This window comes from Mesorhizobium erdmanii USDA 3471, from assembly GCF_000472705.1.
GTDB lineage: Bacteria > Pseudomonadota > Alphaproteobacteria > Rhizobiales > Rhizobiaceae > Mesorhizobium > Mesorhizobium erdmanii.
On record NZ_AXAE01000008.1, the window covers coordinates 48,248 to 65,795 of the forward strand.

17 protein-coding genes and 1 pseudogene are annotated in these 17,548 nt (G+C 63.7%); 11 read left to right on the forward strand and 7 right to left on the reverse strand.

All coding sequences use genetic code 11. The features are described 5' to 3' along the window. Positions 1–24: 24 nt before the first annotated feature. Positions 25–669 (reverse strand): LysE family translocator, encoded by a 645-nt coding sequence (locus tag A3AU_RS0102770; protein ID WP_032916742.1) that lies wholly within the window; start codon positions 667–669, stop codon positions 25–27. Between the two features lie 421 nt (positions 670–1,090). Between A3AU_RS0102770 and A3AU_RS0102775 the strand changes: the two genes are divergently transcribed. The 10 genes from A3AU_RS0102775 to A3AU_RS0102820 all read left to right on the forward strand — a co-directional run bounded on the left by A3AU_RS0102775 (position 1,091) and on the right by A3AU_RS0102820 (position 11,279). Then, entirely contained in the window at positions 1,091–1,933 is an 843-nt protein-coding gene (locus A3AU_RS0102775; protein ID WP_272481081.1) for a class II aldolase/adducin family protein, read from the forward strand. A gap of 3 nt (positions 1,934–1,936) precedes the next feature. Next, complete coding sequence (locus tag A3AU_RS0102780; RefSeq protein WP_027051445.1) at positions 1,937–2,878, forward strand: 2-hydroxyacid dehydrogenase; 942 nt, start codon at positions 1,937–1,939, stop codon at positions 2,876–2,878. A 66-nt stretch (positions 2,879–2,944) separates the two neighbouring features. Next, positions 2,945–3,658: a GntR family transcriptional regulator gene (locus A3AU_RS1000000137200; protein WP_051355264.1), complete on the forward strand. Its 714-nt coding sequence runs from the start codon at positions 2,945–2,947 to the stop codon at positions 3,656–3,658. 118 nt (positions 3,659–3,776) lie between these two features. Then, positions 3,777–4,883 (forward strand): LacI family DNA-binding transcriptional regulator, encoded by a 1,107-nt coding sequence (locus A3AU_RS01000000134840; RefSeq protein WP_081709428.1) that lies wholly within the window; start codon positions 3,777–3,779, stop codon positions 4,881–4,883. Between the two features lie 115 nt (positions 4,884–4,998). Then, entirely contained in the window at positions 4,999–6,018 is a 1,020-nt protein-coding gene (locus A3AU_RS0102795) for an ABC transporter substrate-binding protein (RefSeq protein WP_245235403.1), read from the forward strand. Positions 6,019–6,066: 48 nt separating this feature from the next. Further along, positions 6,067–6,906 carry an ABC transporter permease gene (locus A3AU_RS0102800; RefSeq protein WP_027051447.1) on the forward strand — a complete coding sequence of 280 codons (840 nt, stop codon included), beginning with the start codon at positions 6,067–6,069 and terminating at the stop codon, positions 6,904–6,906. Next, a complete protein-coding gene (locus A3AU_RS0102805; RefSeq protein ID WP_051355265.1) occupies positions 6,903–7,712 on the forward strand; it encodes an ABC transporter permease in 810 nt (269 codons plus the stop codon). Before A3AU_RS0102800 ends, A3AU_RS0102805 begins: the two co-directional genes overlap by 4 nt. 46 nt (positions 7,713–7,758) lie before the next feature. Continuing rightward, on the forward strand, positions 7,759–8,778 hold the full coding sequence (locus tag A3AU_RS0102810) for a dimethylarginine dimethylaminohydrolase family protein (protein ID WP_032916743.1): 1,020 nt from the start codon (positions 7,759–7,761) through the stop codon (positions 8,776–8,778). Next, on the forward strand, positions 8,779–9,837 hold the full coding sequence (locus tag A3AU_RS0102815; protein WP_027051450.1) for an ABC transporter ATP-binding protein: 1,059 nt from the start codon (positions 8,779–8,781) through the stop codon (positions 9,835–9,837). A gap of 80 nt (positions 9,838–9,917) precedes the next feature. Next, complete coding sequence (locus A3AU_RS0102820; protein ID WP_027051451.1) at positions 9,918–11,279, forward strand: M24 family metallopeptidase; 1,362 nt, start codon at positions 9,918–9,920, stop codon at positions 11,277–11,279. Between the two features lie 61 nt (positions 11,280–11,340). Here the strand turns inward: A3AU_RS0102820 and A3AU_RS1000000138745 are convergent. After that, positions 11,341–11,475 (reverse strand): annotated as a pseudogene (locus tag A3AU_RS1000000138745) (ABC transporter permease); the annotation flags it as partial. Positions 11,476–11,548: 73 nt separating this feature from the next. Here A3AU_RS1000000138745 and A3AU_RS0102830 point away from each other — a divergent pair. Next, a complete protein-coding gene (locus A3AU_RS0102830; protein WP_154674512.1) occupies positions 11,549–11,779 on the forward strand; it encodes a hypothetical protein in 231 nt (76 codons plus the stop codon). 824 nt (positions 11,780–12,603) lie between these two features. On the opposite strand, the gene A3AU_RS0102835 is transcribed toward A3AU_RS0102830, so the two are convergent. From A3AU_RS0102835 to A3AU_RS0102855, 5 genes are read right to left on the reverse strand one after another with little or no spacing between them, the layout of a single operon-like run. Further along, complete coding sequence (locus A3AU_RS0102835) at positions 12,604–13,989, reverse strand: dipeptidase (protein WP_027051453.1); 1,386 nt, start codon at positions 13,987–13,989, stop codon at positions 12,604–12,606. Continuing rightward, positions 13,986–14,744 (reverse strand): SDR family NAD(P)-dependent oxidoreductase, encoded by a 759-nt coding sequence (locus A3AU_RS1000000140070; protein WP_027051454.1) that lies wholly within the window; start codon positions 14,742–14,744, stop codon positions 13,986–13,988. The genes A3AU_RS0102835 and A3AU_RS1000000140070 overlap by 4 nt, the downstream gene beginning before the upstream one ends. Continuing rightward, entirely contained in the window at positions 14,741–15,787 is a 1,047-nt protein-coding gene (locus A3AU_RS0102845; RefSeq protein WP_027051455.1) for a ketopantoate reductase family protein, read from the reverse strand. Before A3AU_RS0102845 ends, A3AU_RS1000000140070 begins: the two co-directional genes overlap by 4 nt. After that, complete coding sequence (locus A3AU_RS0102850) at positions 15,784–16,485, reverse strand: creatininase family protein (RefSeq protein ID WP_027051456.1); 702 nt, start codon at positions 16,483–16,485, stop codon at positions 15,784–15,786. Before A3AU_RS0102850 ends, A3AU_RS0102845 begins: the two co-directional genes overlap by 4 nt. After that, positions 16,482–17,456: a GntR family transcriptional regulator gene (locus A3AU_RS0102855; RefSeq protein WP_027051457.1), complete on the reverse strand. Its 975-nt coding sequence runs from the start codon at positions 17,454–17,456 to the stop codon at positions 16,482–16,484. Before A3AU_RS0102855 ends, A3AU_RS0102850 begins: the two co-directional genes overlap by 4 nt. Between the last annotated feature and the right edge of the window lie 92 nt (positions 17,457–17,548).

Consider the following 17,548-nt stretch of genomic DNA (forward strand, 5'->3'; position numbering starts at 1 on the left):
AGCGGCATGCGCATTCAGCCGCCACTACGACAGCAACCCGATGCGCAGGGCGCTGGCCAGCAGTGACAGCGCGAAGACGAACAGGCCCGAACTGAAGACAAGATTGACGGTGCGCAGCCCGCGCGCGCTCAGCCGCTTGCGCAGATGGTTGGTGGCCAGCGTCAGTGTTGTCCACCAGGCCGCCGAGCCGAGCAGCACGCCGGCCGAGACAAGCGCCAGGGTTTGCCAGGACGGCATGCCGGCCCCCAGTATCCCCGGTGTGAGGGTGAAGAAGCCGAGCAGCGTCATCGGATTGCCCAGCGTCCAGATCAGCCCCGTCACATAGGCCCGGCCCGATGGCATGCGCCGCTGCAGGGCGCTGTCCAGCGACGGCGTCAGCCGCGCCGCCGTCACCGCCATGTAGAGCAGGAACAGGCCGGCGCAGAGCTGCAGCAGCATGTGCCAGCCGATCAGCAAATGCGCCACCGCCCCAAGCCCGGCGGCGGCGATGGAGGCGTAGACCGAGTGGGTGGTCGCCGCCCCGTAGCCGGTGGCCAGACCCGGCGCGATGCCGCCCGCGATCGTGCGCTGCACGCATAGGAGGCCGGTGGGACCGATGGGAGCCGCGACCGCGAACCCCAGCAAGGCCCCACGCATCGCACTGAGGAAAAGGTCTGCTGTACCCGACATGCGAACAGATATTCCGTTGGCCGCACGTCGTCGGGGTTCAGAGCCAGGCACCAGCCTGGGCCAGATGCTGGCCAAGGCCGGCAACGGTCGCCCCGCTTTCGTGAGCTGCTTCGACATTCTTCCGGCAAGACGGCTGTTGGCGGGGCTGACAAGCACGTCGTCTTGAAGCTTCTCTCCAAGTATTAGCTAGATGTAATGTTTCCGCGCGTATAGGCGCCGCTCAGTTCGGTGAGTTTAAGACCTGACTAATGTGCCGACGCACTACTGGCGGCGGAGAAATCTGCAATTCCCCTGATGCGCGTCACGTGCCCTTGACTCAGTCCAACCTCAAGCCGATGCACCCAACCACAAATGAGCCATCGCGGCGTCCACCATTTGGATTAGGCTCGACTCCCAGCTTCTGTTTTTTACTGATTTTCCGTTGGCGTTCGGTGCGGCAAGTTCGGGTGGCCGCTTTCAACCGGGTTTCGTGCGGTCATTTGACTGCATACAGGAATTCAAGTATCCGGAGGCTGTCAAACAGGAAGGCCAGACCGGAACGATGTCAACTGCTGAAATGGCCATGCGTGAGGATCTGGCGGCGGCTTATCGGCTGATCGCCCGGTTCGGAATGGACGATATCATCCACACGCACATTTCCGCGCGTCTGCCCGAAGCGCCGGAACTCCTGCTGATCAATCGTTACGGTGATCTTTTTCGAGAAGTCACGCCGGAATCGCTGGCGGTGATCGACCACCATGGTCAGCAGATGCGTGGCCAGCAGGTGCCGATCAACACCGCGGGTATCGTCATCCACACGGCGGTCCACGCCGCGCGCCCTGATGCGATCTGCGTCATGCATACGCATACCGCGGCCGGCGTTGCGGTCAGTTGCCTCGAGGAGGGGCTTCTGCCGCTCAACCAGACGTCGCTGCTCTTCTACGGGCAGGTCGGTTATCATGAATTCGAGGGCATCGCGCTCGATCCCGGCGAGCAGGAGCGCCTGGTCGCCGATCTCGGTGCCAATCGCGCCATGATCCTGAGAAACCATGGGCTGTTGACCGTCGGACGATCTGTTGGAGAGGCTTTTGCCCTGATGTACAACCTCGAGCAGGCGTGCCGGATCCAACTTTCCGTATTGGGCAGCGGGCGCCCCATCCATCTGCCCAGCAAGGAAGTGTGCGAGCGCACCGCCAGGCAGTATGAAGCGGATCCGGACGGCGCCGCGGAGCTGGAATGGCTGGCGCTGCGCCGGCTTGCCGGAATGCCCGTCGACGGGCATTGATCCATGCGGATCGTCGTCGCCGATCCGCTTGCCTACAGTGATTCATTCGAGCGCGCATTGCGTGCAGCGCTTCCATCGGCGGACTTCGTCCGATGGCCTGATCTGGCGGATGGCGCGGAATACGATCTTTTGGTTGCCTGGCATCTGCCCAAGGAGATGATCGCGCTGCCGCGCTCGCTGCGCGCCGTCTTCTGCTTCGGCGCGGGAACGGATCAGCTTCTCGGTGATCCCCGTATCCCGGCCGATCTCCCGATCGCGCGCCTGCAGGATCAAGGCCAGGCCGAGCAACTGCTGGACTATGCGATGCATGCGGTCTTCACGCGCCTGCATGACGACATCGTCATCAGAGCGGACCAGCATGCCCGCCTGTGGCGCCAGCCCGATCGTCAGAACCGGACACGTGGGTCGCTGCGGACGGCTGTCCTTGGGCTGGGTCCGCTCGGCATGCATGTCGCGCAAGGGCTTTCGGCTGCCGGCTTCCCGGTATCCGCCTGGTCGCGAAGCGCCCGCAGCATCGAAGGCGTCGCCTGTCTGCATGGCGCCGACGGGCTCGGCGCCTGTGTCGACGGCGCCGACGTGGTGGTCAATCTGCTGCCCTCCAGGCCGGAGACGAAGGGCATATTGTCGGACCGCTTGTTTTCCCGCCTGGCGCCCGGCGCCTATGTCGTCAATCTCGGCCGGGGCGATCACCTCGACGAGGAGGCGTTGCGCGCCGGCCTCGATCGAGATTGGGTCGGCGCGGCGTGGCTGGACGTCTTTCCCGTCGAGCCACTCCCGGCCGAACACTGGTTCTGGGGGCACGAACGCGTCCGGCTGACGCCTCATCGCGCCGGCCTGCCGACGCCACGGGGTGCCGCGGCGTCCATCACCGCCGTCGTTGCGGCGCTGGAAAGTGGGCGCCCGCTTCCGGGATTGGTTAGACCTGGGAGAATGATCGGAAATTGAGCCGATCTCGCAGCTGCACAGAAAATGTGCTTGACTCGAAATGAGCCTGAATGCCAGCATACAGCCATGCTGAAATTGAGCGCCACACTCCTGCCGGATCAGAACGAGCGTCGAAACACGATCTCGGCGAAGGCCTATGTCGAGCTGCGCGAGGCGATCATCACCGCCCGCGTTCCGCCCGGTGCCAATATCTCGGAAACGGATGTCGCCCAGTCGCTCGGCATCAGCCGCACCCCAGTGCGCGAGGCATTCACGCGGCTCTTCGACGAGGGCCTGATCGAGATTTCACCCCAGACCGGCACCCGCGTCTCGCTGATCGACATGGCGCGCGTCCGCGAGGCGGTGTTCATCCGCTCCACGCTTGAAAGCGCTGTCATCGCCAACGCCGGCATCAGGCCCGATCCGGCCATGCTGGACGAGATCGAACTGTCGCTTCGGGCGCAGGAGCGTCTTGTCCACGGCGATGACATGGGCGCCTTGCACCGCGCCGACATGGCCTTCCATGCAGGCCTGCTCGGCGCTTTCGCGCATCCGCGGGCGTGGACGGCATGCCAGCACGTTTCGGCCGACATGATGCGCGTCCAGTTCCTGATCGGTATGAAGCCGGATCATATCCGCTCGATCATCGCCGAGCACCGCGCGATTTTCGACGCGGTCCGGGCCGGCGATATGGGCGAGGGCGCACGGCTCATCGCGGCGCACATCCGCAATACGGACCTGGATCAGGTTGCCCTGAAGCGAGAGCATCAGGAATTCTTCCGGACCGGAGACCTTTCGTGAACGCCGCCGTCGCCCGCTCGCGTTTCGACGCGGAGGCGTTCCGAGACTTTTTTTGGCCGGTTATGAAACCGGTTTACTGAAATGGATATCCGCGCATGTCTCGCGGGAGTGGGGCCGCTTGTCGGGAAGGTTGAAAGTCACCATTCGCGACGTCGCGCGGGCAGCCGGGGTGTCCGTCACGTCCGTTTCGCGTCATCTCAATGGGCAGATCAGCCTGCCGGAGCCGACGGCCAGCCGCATCGGGCAGGCGGCGGAACGCCTCGGCTATCGGCCCAACGCCATTGCCCGCAGGCTCAACAGCGGCAAGAGCGAGACGCTCGGTCTCATCACCGCCGACATTGCCTATCCGCTGTTCGCCGAGATCGCCAGCGCGTCGGAGGCCGAGGCCGCGAGGCACGGCTACAATCTCCTGATGTTCAACAGCCGCAACTTGGTGGAGAAGGAAGTCTCCTTCCTGTCGCGCATCGAGGACCGGCAGGTCGACGGCATCCTGCTTCTCACCAACCACCACGATGACGGGCGGCTCCTGCGGCGGATCAACGAGACCGGAAACGTCGTGCTCCTCGACGAGGACGTGCCGGGTGCGAAGGCGCCACGACTGTTCGCCGACAACGTCAATGGCGGCCTCCTGGCGACACGTCATCTGATAGCGCGCGGCCATACCCGCATCGCCGCCATCGGCGGGCCGAGGGGGCTTCTCAGCACCACCGAACGCCTCGACGGCTTTACGCGGGCGCTTGGCGAGGTCGGTCTTCATGCAGATCCCGCACTGCTGAGGTTCTGTGAATACGAGGAGGCGCCCGCCTCGATCGCGTTTCTCGACCTTCTGCAGCAGGACGAGCCGCCGACCGCGATCTTCACCTTCGGCGACATGCTGGCCACCGGCGCCATGCGGGCCGCACGGCAGGCCGGCATCCGCATTCCAGACGACATTTCGCTCGTCTCCTTCGACGATATCCACAATGCGGACCTGCTCGCGCCGGCGCTGACTACGGTACGTCAGTCGGCGGCTGAGTTCGGCACGCGTGGCGTCAACATGCTGATCGATTTCATCAGCGGCGGGAAAATCGAAACGGTGATCGAACGGGTCGGCGTCGAACTCGTCATACGCGGCTCGGTCGCACCGCCACACAGCCGTCCATCAGGACGTTCGACAAGGCACACCGGTTCCGGAAGCCCTGATGGGCTCCCGGTGTCGGCCAGGGAGGAAGAACCAAAAAAATAGCAACTTCCGCGGACGTGAAAGGGGAACAGACATGTCCAACAATCGCTTTGGTCAAGACGCAGCGTTGATTGCGCTTGATAAGTTCAGAACAGGGAAGATCGATCGCCGAGGCTTCATGACCGCCATGGCCGGGCTTGGTCTCGCGGTCGCCTTCAGGCCGGGGCGGGCTTCCGCCGCGGTGTCGGAAATCGTCGTCTGCAACTGGGGCGGTGCTGCGCTCGAAGCCTTTCAGAAGGCCTATGGCGCGCCGTTCAAGGCCAAGTCCGGCATCGAGGTCGTCGTCGACGGCACCGGCCCGGCGACCGGTGCGATCCGCGCCATGGTCGATTCCAAGAACGTCACCTGGGATGCCACGGATGGCGGCATGACGGACGCCGTGGTGCTCGGCAAGGGCGGCTATGTCGAACCGATCGACTATTCGATCGTCGACAAGTCGCTTGTCGGCGAAGGCCTCGCGGCCGAATTCGGCATCTGCAACTACACCTACTCCAACGTGCTGGCCTATGACGCCAAGAAGGTCGGCGCCACGGCGCCTTCAAGCTGGAACGACTTCTTCGATCTCGAGAAGTTTCCCGGCAAGCGCACCATGTGCAAGTGGATCCAGGGGCAGCTCGAAGCCGTGCTGCTGGCCGATGGCGTCAAGCCGGAAGAGATCTACCCGCTCGACGTCGATCGTGCCTTCAAGAAGCTCGAGCCGCTGCTGCCTCACCTGATTTTCTGGGAGTCGGGCGCGCAGAGCCAGCAACTCTTCCGTGACGGAGAGGTGGTCATGGGCAATATCTGGCATACGCGCGCCAACCTGTTGCGCAAGGAAAACCCGGACTACACCTGGACCTGGAACCAGAACCTGATGTTCGCCAGCGCTTGGTCGGTGCCGAAGGGCAATCCGGCCGGCAAGAAGGTCTTCGACTTCATCAATTCGTCGATGGACCCTGAAGGCCAGGTGACGCTGCTGCGCATCATGGGCAACGGCCCGTCCAACCCGAAGGCGCTGGCGCTGATGACCGCCGAGGACAAGGCTGTCTATTCGCTGGCCCCCGAGAACGCCAAGACGGGTCTGCCCATCTCGGCGCAATACTATGCCGACAACGAGGCCGAACTGCAGAACAAGTTCCTCGACTTCATCTCACGCTAACATCGGAGACCTACCACCGGCCAACAGCCGGTGGTGGTTCGAAACACCATGACGTCATTCCAGCGTTGGGCCTTCTGCCTGACGGTGCCGGCGGCGCTTTTGACTCTGTGTCTCTACGTGCTGCCCATCCTTCAGGTGCTGGCGCTCAGTTTCACCGAGCCGACCCTCGGCTTCGGCAATTATGTGGCTCTGTTTCACAACGCCGCGATCGGACGCGTCGTGCGTACGACCGTCATCGTCTCGGCGGTGACGACCGTTCTTACGATCGTCATGAGCTATGCCGTCGCCTTCGCGCTGGTTCATATGCCGCCAGCGCCGCGCCGCGTCGCGCTGTTCATGGTCATGGTGCCGTTCTGGATATCGGTGCTGGTGCGCGCCTTTGCCTGGATCACCATCCTGCGCCGCAATGGCGTGCTCAACTCGGCCCTCGTGGGCAGCGGAGCCGTCAGCGAGCCTCTTGAACTGGTCTACAACCAGTTTGGGGTCATCGTCGGCATGGTGCATTACATGATGCCCTTCGCCATCATGCTGCTCTATGCGAACCTGTCGGAGATCGACCTCAGGATCATCCAGGCGGCGCGGTCGCTTGGCGCGCGCCCGGTCACCATCTTCTTTCGCGTCTGGTTGCCGCTCAGCGTGCCCGGCCTGGCAATCGCCGGCCTGTTCATCGTCATTTTCTCGCTCGGCTTCCTCGTCACGCCGGCGATCCTCGGCGCCGGCAGGGTGCTGATGGTCGCCGAATACATTTCCGTTCAGATATCCTCGACCCTGCGCTGGGGCGTGGCGACGGCGCTGTCGACGATGCTCCTGCTCGTCGTCGGCATCCTTGTCGCGCTGGCCATGCGCAGCCCGGCGTTGCGTGCGGCCTTCGAAGGTGGCCGAAAATGACGCCGAGCACCCGCCGTCTGCTCGAACGCGCGCTGCCGAAGGTCTTCGCCTGGCTGCTGCTCGCCTTCCTGTTCGTTCCGGTGCTCGTGGTCATTCCGGTGGCGTTGACCGACCGGGACTACCTGTCACTGCCCAACAACGGCATTTCATTCGACCATTTCGCCGCCCTGGCCAATTGGCGCGCGGGCTGGATGCCGAGCATCCTCACCAGCCTCGGCATCGCGGTGGCTTCAAGTGTCGTGGCGACGGCGGTTTCAGTGGCCTTCGCCATCGGCGCCTGGGTCTATGTCGGTCGCTGGCCGTCGATCCTGCGTGTCGTGCTGCTGTCGCCGTTGATCGTGCCGCCGATAATATATGCGGTCGGCATGGTGCGGCTGTGGTCGAAGCTGGGGCTTCTCGACACATGGCTTGGCGTCACCATTGTCCATGTGATCCTGGCGATGCCGCTCGCGGTGCTGGCGGTCGGCGCTTCGCTGTCGAACCTCGATCCAAGGCTGGTGCAGGCGGCCCGCTCGCTCGGCGCGCGCCCAGAGACGATCTTTGGCCGCGTCATCCTGCCCAACATCGTGCCGGGCACGGTTGCCGGAGCGATCCTCGCCTTCATCGTCTCCTGGGACGAGATCACCGTAACGTTGTTCATCACCAGCCGGGGCATCGTCACCTTGCCGCGCAAGATCTGGACGAGCATCGCCGATGCCGTCGACCCCGCGCTGGCCGCGTGCACAACCGTCATGCTGGCGGTCACCATCGTCGGCCTCATCCTGCGCATGACCGTCTGGGACCGTATCGCCCAGCGCCGGCCATGACACGACCTTCAACAGCTTCGCTTGTTTCAGAAAGGAAATCGAAGACATGACTGCCCACAGCGCCGCAATGAGCGAGCACGAATACCGCGAGGCCAAGTTCTTCCAGACCTTCGGCTCCGTTCCAACGCCGGCTTTCCACGACCCGGAAGAACAGACCCGCGTCTGGGGTCGGCCCTGGGGTTGCAGCAATGATGTCGGCAAGCTGCGCGCCGTGCTGATGCACCGGCCGGGCGAGGAGATCAACGTCGTCGACAAGAACAAGCCGATGCCCGAGATCGGCGGCTTCGGCGATCCGGAGAAGGGCTGGTACTTCATGGGCAAGACGCCGCCGGATCTCGCCGCCATGCAGGCCGCCCATGATGGCTTCACCAAGCTGTTGCGGTCGGAGGGCGTCGACGTCATCCTCACGGAGAAGGCCGCGCCCGGCGCGCTCAAGTCGACCTTCTGCCGCGACAGCGTCATCGGCGTGAAGGGCGGTGCGATCGTCACCCGCCTTGCCCGCCGCGCACGCCGCGGCGAGGAACTGATGGTTACCCAGGCGCTCGCCAGGGCCGGTTGCCCGATTCTCGGCACGCTGCACGGCGAGGCCGTGTTCGAAGGCGGCGGGTTCGCGTTGCTCGACGACAAGACGGCTGTCTGCTCCGTCTCCGTCGCCTGCAACGCCGAGGGCGTGCGGCAGGTCGAGATGATCCTCAACAGCCTCGGCGTCGAGCTGATCAAGGTGCCGATGCCGGGTTATCGCATCCACATCGACGGCAGCTTCATGATGATCGACAAGGAGACGGCGATCATCAACATCAACGAATTGCCCTATGTCTTCATGGAGTATCTGAACAAGCGCGGCATGAAGCTGATCGAGCTGCCGCCGGAGGATAACGCGTTCTCGCTGAACTGCCTGGCGATCGCGCCCGGTCGCGTCGTCATGCACGCCACCCGCACACCGCGCCTGGCCGACCGGCTCGACGCCGCCGGCATCGAGATCTTGACGCTGGACTATGAATGCATCGAACTGAACGGAGGCGGCATCCATTGCTCGACGGGTCCGCTCGCCCGGGATCCGATCTGAATGTCCTTCCTCGACGTCAGAAACCTCCGCAAGACCTACGGGTCCGCCGTCGCCCTCGACGGGGTCGACCTGTCGATCGAGGCGGGGGAGTTCGTGACCTTGCTCGGCCCTTCGGGATCGGGCAAGACGACGCTTTTGATGTCGGTCGCTGGGTTCGCCAAACCGGACGAAGGCGCCATCCGGCTGGATGGCGTCGACATCACGCGCGTCGACCCGGAGGACAGAAATTTCGGACTGGTCTTTCAGGGTTATGCGCTGTTTCCCCATTTGAACGTCGCGGACAACATCGCCTTCCCCTTGAGGGTCCGCAAATGGGACAAGGCCAGGATTGCGGCAAGGGTCGAAGAAGTCCTGAACCTCGTTGGTCTCGACAAGCTGGCCTCGCGCAAGCCGCGCGAATTGTCGGGCGGTCAGCAGCAGCGCGTGGCGATCGGTCGCGCGCTGGCCTTCGGGCCGAAGATACTGCTGCTCGACGAACCGCTGTCGGCGCTCGACCGTACGCTGCGCGACATCATGCAACGTGAACTCAAGCGGCTGCATCGGCAAACCGGCGTCACCTTCGTCTATGTTACCCACGACCAGGAGGAAGCCTATGCCATGTCGGACCGCATTGCCGTCTTCCACAATGGCGGCATCGTCCAGGTCGGCACTCCCCGCGACATCTACCGCGCGCCCGCCTCGCGCTTTGTCGCGGGCTTCCTTGGCGGCAACAACATCGTTTCGGCGCGCGCCATCGATGGCGGGATCGAGCTGTTTGGGACCAGGGCGCCGATGCCCGAGGGCTACGATGCGTCACGGCATGGCCGGTCGGCGCTCACGGTCTGGATGCGGCCGGAAGACATCGCCATCGGCGAGCCGCGGCCTGGGGCCATCGCCTTTCCCGCTGTCGTCGCCGACGTTTCCTTCGTTGGCTCGTCCGAGCGTGTAACCGTATCAACCCCGGACGGCCAGGAACTCCTGGTCCTGGCATCCTTGGCAACGGCTCGCGATGTCGCTGCCGGTGGCAAGGTCACCTGCAGCGTGCTGCCCTCGAGCATCGGCTTCATGGCCGATGAATAGGACGGCATCCGTCCGCGGCGCCTTCAATTGACGATCAAATCCGGCCGAAATCCGCATCCCTTGACAGATTGAGAGACATGATGACCATCAGCCTTCGCACCATCGACATCCCCGATTTCGGCATTCCCGTCGAGCGTCCCGCCATTCCGGCCGCGACCTACGAGGCACGTTGCGCCAACGCGCTCAAGCGCGCCGGCACGGACTGGCTCGCCGTCTACGCCGATCGCGAGCATGCCGCCAACATCGCCTTCCTGACCGGCTTCGAGCCACGTTTCGAGGAGGCGATCCTGCTGCTCGGCAAATCGGGTCAGCGCATCGTCGTCACCGGCAACGAGAATCTCGGTTATACGCCCGTCGCCGGACTGCCAGCCCTCATCACCATGCTGGCGCAGTCCCTGAGCCTGATGGCGCAGGACCGCACGCAGAAGCCGGACCTCGTGGCCGTATTGCGAGAGGCCGGCGTCGATCCAGGCGACAGTGTCGGCCTGGTCGGCTGGAAATATCTCGAGAAGGAAGAATGGTCCGCGCAGCGTCCGACCTTCTTCGTGCCGGCCTTTATCGTCGATGCAATCGCTTCGATCGTGTCCGCATCGTCGATCACCGATGCGACGCCGGTGCTCATGCACCAGACGAACGGGCTGCGCGCCGTCGTCGATGCCGATCAAATTGCCGAGGCCGAATGGGGCGCGGCCCGGTCTTCCACGGCCGTGTGGCGTATCCTGAGCGGCTTCACGCTCGGCGATACCGAGCTCATGGCAGCCTCGCGCATGGGTTATGCGGGCGAGCCGATGAACTGCCATCCGATGTTGGCAACCAATGACGCGTCCGGCCAGGTGATAGGCCTGCGCAGTCCTACGGCCCGTGTCGCGAAGCGTAATGATGGCGCCACCACGGCGGTCGGCTACTGGGGCGGGCTGACCGCCCGCGGCGGCCTGATTGCCGAGCATGACGATGCATTTCTGGACGTGGCGAAGGCCTATTTCCGCGGCCTGATCGCCTGGTACGAGGCGGCCGGCATCGGCGCCGAGGGCGGCGCGATCCATGAGGCCGTGATTTCGACGTTGGTGCGTGGCAAGCTGCGCCCAGCCCTCAATCCCGGCCATCTCGTCGGGCTCGACGAGTGGATGAACTCGCCGATCCGTCCCGGCTCCTCCGAGCGCATCGTTTCGGGCATGCCGTTCCAGGTCGACATCATACCCGTGCCAATGCCCGATGGATGGACGCTCAACAGCGAGGATCCGGTAACCTTCGCCGATGCCGGCCTGCGTGCCGAAATCGCCCAGCGTCACCCGGCGCTGTCGCAGCGGTTCGAGGCGCGCCGCCGGTTTGTCGCCGAGAGCATCGGCATCACGGTGAAGGAGGATATCCTGCTGTTGTCAGCCATCCCGCTCTGCTTGCCGCCCTTCTGGCTTGCCAGCGGCAAGCTTTTGGGCGGCGACTGAGGAAGCTTCAGGCTGTGCGACCGCGACGCAGACGGGCTGAGGCAACAGGGAATAGTCCGTTTCAGGTGTCCGGGCGGAAGGGTTTGGCCAACGACGCCGGGAAATGCAGCGCCAGCATCTGGCGGTTTCGCGAGATCAGGACCAGCACGATGATTGTCGCCAGATAGGGCAGGGCCGACAGCAACTCGGAAGGCACATCCTGGTTCTCGAAGACACCGCTTTGCATGCCGCGTTGCTCGGGAGACGAAGGTGGAGGCGATGCTGTTGACATGCGGCTCGGGAATGCCGTTGCGCAGAAGAAGCGCGCGGCCGGGGCAATCCCGGTCGAAAGCAAGAGGCTTGCGATTGCCGTAGAGCTGGAGCAGTCGGTAGGCCCAACCCACTTCGAGGTCGGCTTCGAGTTGGCCGACATCATCTGCGTTGCCGATGCGGCGCGTCATAAGGCAGGAAAAGCTTCAGATGAATGTTGGCTGGGGAACCTGGATTCGAACCAGGACTAACGAAGTCAGAGTCCGCACTGCGATCGAATCCTTTAAGAAAATTATGATAGGAGTTACAGCTAGTTAGCGCCTAGCCGAAGATACAATTGGGGAGGCGGAGCCAATGCTCAAGGTTCCAGCATTTTCCATGGATTCCCGCGTGTTCCCACCGAGCTCCCGCCGCTCCACGCGACAAGAATGCGACATGCGGGCGCGACTGAGGCTACACGAGGACTTCGCGACAATGTTGGCTGAGCCACCAAAATGACACCGCGCATGTGGTCTGTCAAATACTGCGACGGCTGCGGAGATTGAGTTGGGTTTGGTATGATCGTTTGGCCTCAGCGCCTTTCTAAAAACTCAGTACCGAAGCGTGCCTCGGTAGGGCGTGTCCGGCCGCTTACCGGTCCGAAATAGTCAAAGGCAGGGACGGCTCTGCTGCAGGTCGTAGTCGCGCCAGGAGCGGTCATCTAAGCCTAAGGAATGACCGGGTTGGGGCCGCAAGCGGACCATCCGCTTTGGGCATCGGACCTCGAAGAGCAGGCGCTGGAGTGACATTCGCCCTGATACGGTTCCCGCAGCCGGCCGCATCCTGGGCTCGACAAGATCGATCCTTCTGGCCGCGCTAAGGAGGCCATCAAGCGCCAGCATGACTCGCTGCGCGCGATGATCTTCACGACGAGATCGTGCCTCCATGAGTTCCGCCGTCGATACTCCCGGCCGATTGCACAGCTTGCTCATCAGTGACTTCGAGCCGCGGGGGCGCAGGCGCGTTCGGCCGCTCTGATGAAATCATGACTGCCCGGCGTGCCTCCACGAAAGGCGGTGCCATGCACGGAGCCCGGCTACTTTCCGCCCATCGACAAGCCCAGGCGCTGGAACAGCCGGGCCCAGGCGATCTGGCCGATGCTGAAATTATCCAGCCGGAAGAATTCGTTCGGCGCATGGTAGTCCTCGTCGGATGTCGAGAACGAGAAGAAGATCGTGCCGACGCCCAGATGCTCCTTAAAGACGCTGCCGATCGGGATCGTCGCGCCCATGGCGACACGCAGCGATGTCGCGCCCATCATTTCGCCGAGCAGCGTTTCGGCGATGGCAAGCGCGGGCAGACCGGGATCGATCGAGAAGGCCTTCGTGCCGGGGCCGTGGCGTGTGATGTCAAGCGAATAGCCCGTCGGCAAGTGTGTTTCGAGGTGGCGCCGGATGGCCTCGGCAACCTTGCCGGGCTCTTGCCCGGCGACGAGGCGGCATGTGATCTTGGCGCCCGCCGACGAAGGAATGACCGTCTTGGTCCCAGGTCCCGAATAGCCGCCGAATATGCCGTTGAATTCAAGCGTTGGCACCAGCCACTGACGAACCAGGAGGTCGTGGCCGCTAGGCAGCGGATCGGGCGCCGGTGCGCCGATCCCGGCGAAATAGGCGGCGCTATCGAAGCCTGCGGCATCGATCGCGTCGAGAATGGCCGGATCAGGCGGTATGACGCCGTCCGTGAAGCCCGGCACTGTTACAGCGCCGTCCCTGTCGTGCAGGCTGGCCAGCATGGCGGCGAGTGCGCGAATGGGACTTGGCGCACTGCCGCCGTGTCGGCCGGAATGAAGATCCTTCGCCGCGCCCGTCACCACCACGTCGAGCGCGACCATGCCGCGGCTGGCCACCGTCATCGACGGCCTGTCGGCGCGCCACATGGCGCCATCGGCGGAAACGACGAGATCGCAGGCCAGTCGATGGCGCATTGTGTCGACGAGCGGCGAGAAATGCGGGCTGCCCGATTCCTCCTCGCCCTCGACCAGAATCTTGATGCTGAGCGGCAGGCGCCCGGTGGCCTTCAGGAATGCCTCGACAACAAGGATCGGGATCAGCACCGGTCCCTTGTCGTCCGAAACGCCGCGCGCATAGAGCCGATTGTCACGGACCGTCGGCTCGAAGGGCGGCGTCGCCCATTTTTCGACCGGATCCGGCGGCTGCACATCGTAGTGGCCGTAGACGAGAATGGTTTGCGCATCGGCGGCGCCGATGATTTCACCGAACACGGCCGGATGGCCATCCGTCTCGATGATCTCGACGGTCGGGAACCCGGCACGCGTCAGCCGTTGAGCGACGAAGTTTGCGGCCGAACGGATACCGTCGCGATAGGCCGGATCGGTGCTGACGCTCGGGATCCGGCAGAACGCCTTCAGGTCTTCCAAGGCTTCGTCGGCGTGGGCGACGAGATAGGCCTCGACGGCGCTCACTTGCCGCCGTCCACGCTGATCACCTGGCCGCTGACCCAGCCGGCGAAATCGGAGGCGAAGAACATCACCATCGCCGCGATGTCGTCGGGCGAGCCGAGCCGCTTCATCGCGATATTCTGGAGCAGTTTCTGCTGGCCGTCCTCGCCCATCGCCTCCCATTGCCGCTCGGTGCTGGGATTGGAGCGCACGAAACCGGGCGCGACGTTGTTGACTGTGATGTTCCACGGTCCGAGTTCATGCGCGAGCTGGCGTGTCAGCCCGATCTGGCCGGCCTTGGCGCTGGCGTAGGCCTGGATGCCGGTGAGGCTGATGCCGAGCCCGGCGCCGCTGGAGATGTTGATGACGCGCCCATAGCGGCGCATTTTCATGCCGGGCGCCACGGCCTGCGTCATGAAGAAGGCGCCGGAGAGATTGACGTCGAAAATCGTCTGCCAGTCGGTCTGCGAGATGTCCTCCAGCGGTCGGCCAACCTGCCCGCGCACGCCGCCGGCATTGTTGATGAGGATATCCACCGCGCCCGCATCAGCCTCGATCGCGCCGACGACCAGTTGTACACCGCCGCGATTGCCGACATCCACGACATGCGGGCGGCAATTTTCGCCGCAGAGTTGATGGGTTTCCGCAAGGCCGGCTTCGTTGACGTCCAGGATATGAACCGCCGCGCCGCGTTCGGCGAATGCTTTGGCGATCGCACGGCCAAATCCATGCGCCGCGCCGGTGACGATGACGGTTCGCTTGTCGAAACTTATGTTCATTGGGCGCTTGCCGGAGTGCTCGGCATGACTTTGGCCAGTTCATCGAGATTGCTCATAACGAGCCGCCGCTTACCGTCCTCGATCTCGTGGATCATCTCGACGGTGCGCGACGTCAACGGCGTCGCGATACCGAGTTCTCGCCCGATCTCGACGATCGGGAGAATCTGCGCATCGACCTCCGTCTTGCGCTTGCGGATGGCGAGGTCGCGCCAGATGCCGGTATGCGATTTCGCCGACCGACGGTTGTGAATCACCATATCGTTGAAGGAACGATCGGTGGCGGCCTTGGGTGATCCTGGCGCGAACGCGCTCGGGTCAAAGCCGTCGAACGCTTCGACCTTGACCCCATTCGCCTTGGCGACGGCTCCAACTTCCAGTCCCACCGCCGAGAGGACCGCGCGATAGCGCGTGTCGGCAAACACATCGGCTATCGAATCGTCCGTCAGCGCCGTGGCGAAGAGCAGCGCGCCATAGATCATCTTGCCCCAGAGATAGCCCCAGATGTTGTCGGTGAGCACCGCTTTCGGCTCGAAATCCTGCATCAGGCGGTGCAGCTCTTCGATGCGCGGGGTTCGCTTGCCGTCGAGTTCGCCGATCACCACCGCGCCATGGCCGCTGTAATGGACCACGCCCGGCTCCAGGTAATCCGCGCCGAAATTGACGAAACAGCCGATCGTGCGCTGGTTGCCGACGATTTCGGCGATGGTGAGTTCGTTCAACCCGTTCTGCGCCGAGATCACGCAGCCGCCATCGGCCAGATGAGGCAACAGCGCAGTCGCGGCAATGCGCGTATGGTGCGCCTTGACGCACAGGAAAATCCGCTCGAAACGGCCATTTACGGCGGCAGGAAGGAAGGCCGGTGCCTTCACTACATCCTGAAGGATCGGCCCGGCGATGCGCAAGCCATCGGCGTTTATCGCCTTGACGTGGCCGACATCACTGTCGACGAAAGTGACGGCATGGCCGGCGCGGATGAAGGCAGCGCCGAGCGTGCCGCCGATCGCTCCGGCGCCCCAAATCAGGATCGGTCCGGTCTCATTCATGACCATGGACCTTCGAGCAGATCACGCGTCTCGTTGACCGCGATGTCCCAGATCGCCTGCATGTCCTCGTCCGGGCGCTCGTAATAACCACCGAAATTGCCGTCGCCGAGATAGTCGCGAACCGCCTCGGGCGACATCAACCGCATGCGGGCAAGGTCGATCATCGGCTTCTGCTGCGTCGGCGGTTTCGCGCCGGCAAGCCGGGTCCAGGGGAAATTCTCCATCCAGGAGGCGTGGGAGGCGACCGGATCGATCTCGAGCACCTTGCCCATCGTCGCGGGGGCGGCCCACCAATTGTGGAATTTTATCGCGGTATCCGGATTGTCGGCCATCCATTCGATTGCCAGGGCGCCGGCCGGCTGGTTGCCGCCATGGCCGTTGACGATCAGGATTCGCCGGAACCCATGCGCGCGCATGCCGTCGAGGATATCCCTGACGAGGCGTATGTAGGTCTCGATGCGCAGGCTGATCGAACCAGGATAGGCCATGAAATAGGGCGTCAATCCATAGGCGACGACCGGGAACACCGGAATGCCAAGCGGCTCGGCCGCTTCCGCCGCCACGCGCTCAGAGAGGATCGAATCGACCGACAACGAGAGATGCGCGTGTTGCTCCGTGCTGCCGAGCGGAAGGATCGCGCGGTCATCCTGGCCGAGAAATTGCTCGACCTGCCGCCAGTTGCATTCGGAAATTCTCACGACGCCTTCCTTTCCTCGTGCGTTGCATTGATCAGCGGCACCAGCACACGCTCGATTTCGGCGGTGTCGGGGGCATGCCGGTATTCGAATGCGGTGACACGCCCCTGCAATTTCGCCAGGACATCCTCGGCGCCGCTGGCGAACACGACGACATCGGACGCGCCGAGCAGACCCTCCAGATCCGGCGTTTCGAGCGTAGCGCCTGTCAGATGCTCGACATGGGGGGCGAAGCGCTGGACGCCGGCCTTCATGATCGGCAAGAAATCCGGGAACCTGGAGATAACAGCGACGCGCGCCAGCGAATCCAGCGCGGCCAGCGCCTTTCGGGTTTCTTCCGAAGGGATGAAGCTGATCGACACCACCTTGGTGTTGGGGACTAGCGACATCACCTCGCGCTGGCGATTGACGAAGGTGACGGCGAGATCGGCCGAATTGGCGCGTGCACGGGCGGCGGGGTCACGTTCAATCGCCGAGATCGTCAGCGGCTCGACGGCCACGCTATTTCCGAGGCGCGCGGCGATGAAGCGCGAATAGCTGGCGGTGGCGTCGGTGAACAATCCGATCATGACGATCTTGGTCCGGGCACCTATGCTGTCGCGATAGAAGGCGCGCGCGCTGACCAGTGAGACGAGTTCGGCCGGCCGGATCCCCGCGGCGGTTCCGGCGTCAATCAGCGCGTCGATCCGCCTGTGCAGTTCCATCGCCTCCGGACGGGCGGCGAGCCGTGCATGCCCGCTGCTGGTGACGAAGGAGCCGGAACCGGGACGCGTTTCGATCATGCCGGAAGCCTTGAGGTCGCCATAGACCTGGCTGACCGTCATTGGGGCCACGCCGATGCGCTCGGCCAGTTCCCTGACCGACGGGAGCAGTTCTCCCGGCAGCAATTGGCCGCAGGCGATGCCGTATTCGATCAATCCCTGCAACTGCGTGCGCAGAGGCACTGGCAGATCGCGGTCAACCGAGAACTCCATTCAGGTCAGTCCAATCAAGTGTATCATCCACCTATAACGCTTAGTCCGGTCGATCTTGGGTGACAAGCACGTTCTTGCGCCAGAGCAACGGA

What these genes read in the sequence shown, in the direction of transcription:
- A3AU_RS0102770 (WP_032916742.1), bottom strand. Translation starts at nt 669, where the DNA reads ATGTCGGGTACAGCAGACCTTTTCCTCAGTGCGATGCGTGGGGCCTTG.
- A3AU_RS0102780 (WP_027051445.1), top strand. Translation starts at nt 1,937, where the DNA reads ATGCGGATCGTCGTCGCCGATCCGCTTGCCTACAGTGATTCATTCGAG.
- A3AU_RS1000000137200 (WP_051355264.1), top strand. Translation starts at nt 2,945, where the DNA reads ATGCTGAAATTGAGCGCCACACTCCTGCCGGATCAGAACGAGCGTCGA.
- A3AU_RS0102795 (WP_245235403.1), top strand. Translation starts at nt 4,999, where the DNA reads ATGACCGCCATGGCCGGGCTTGGTCTCGCGGTCGCCTTCAGGCCGGGG.
- A3AU_RS0102800 (WP_027051447.1), top strand. Translation starts at nt 6,067, where the DNA reads ATGACGTCATTCCAGCGTTGGGCCTTCTGCCTGACGGTGCCGGCGGCG.
- A3AU_RS0102805 (WP_051355265.1), top strand. Translation starts at nt 6,903, where the DNA reads ATGACGCCGAGCACCCGCCGTCTGCTCGAACGCGCGCTGCCGAAGGTC.
- A3AU_RS0102810 (WP_032916743.1), top strand. Translation starts at nt 7,759, where the DNA reads ATGACTGCCCACAGCGCCGCAATGAGCGAGCACGAATACCGCGAGGCC.
- A3AU_RS0102815 (WP_027051450.1), top strand. Translation starts at nt 8,779, where the DNA reads ATGTCCTTCCTCGACGTCAGAAACCTCCGCAAGACCTACGGGTCCGCC.
- A3AU_RS0102820 (WP_027051451.1), top strand. Translation starts at nt 9,918, where the DNA reads ATGACCATCAGCCTTCGCACCATCGACATCCCCGATTTCGGCATTCCC.
- A3AU_RS0102830 (WP_154674512.1), top strand. Translation starts at nt 11,549, where the DNA reads ATGCGGCTCGGGAATGCCGTTGCGCAGAAGAAGCGCGCGGCCGGGGCA.
- A3AU_RS1000000140070 (WP_027051454.1), bottom strand. Translation starts at nt 14,744, where the DNA reads ATGAACATAAGTTTCGACAAGCGAACCGTCATCGTCACCGGCGCGGCG.
- A3AU_RS0102845 (WP_027051455.1), bottom strand. Translation starts at nt 15,787, where the DNA reads ATGAATGAGACCGGACCGATCCTGATTTGGGGCGCCGGAGCGATCGGC.
- A3AU_RS0102855 (WP_027051457.1), bottom strand. Translation starts at nt 17,456, where the DNA reads ATGGAGTTCTCGGTTGACCGCGATCTGCCAGTGCCTCTGCGCACGCAG.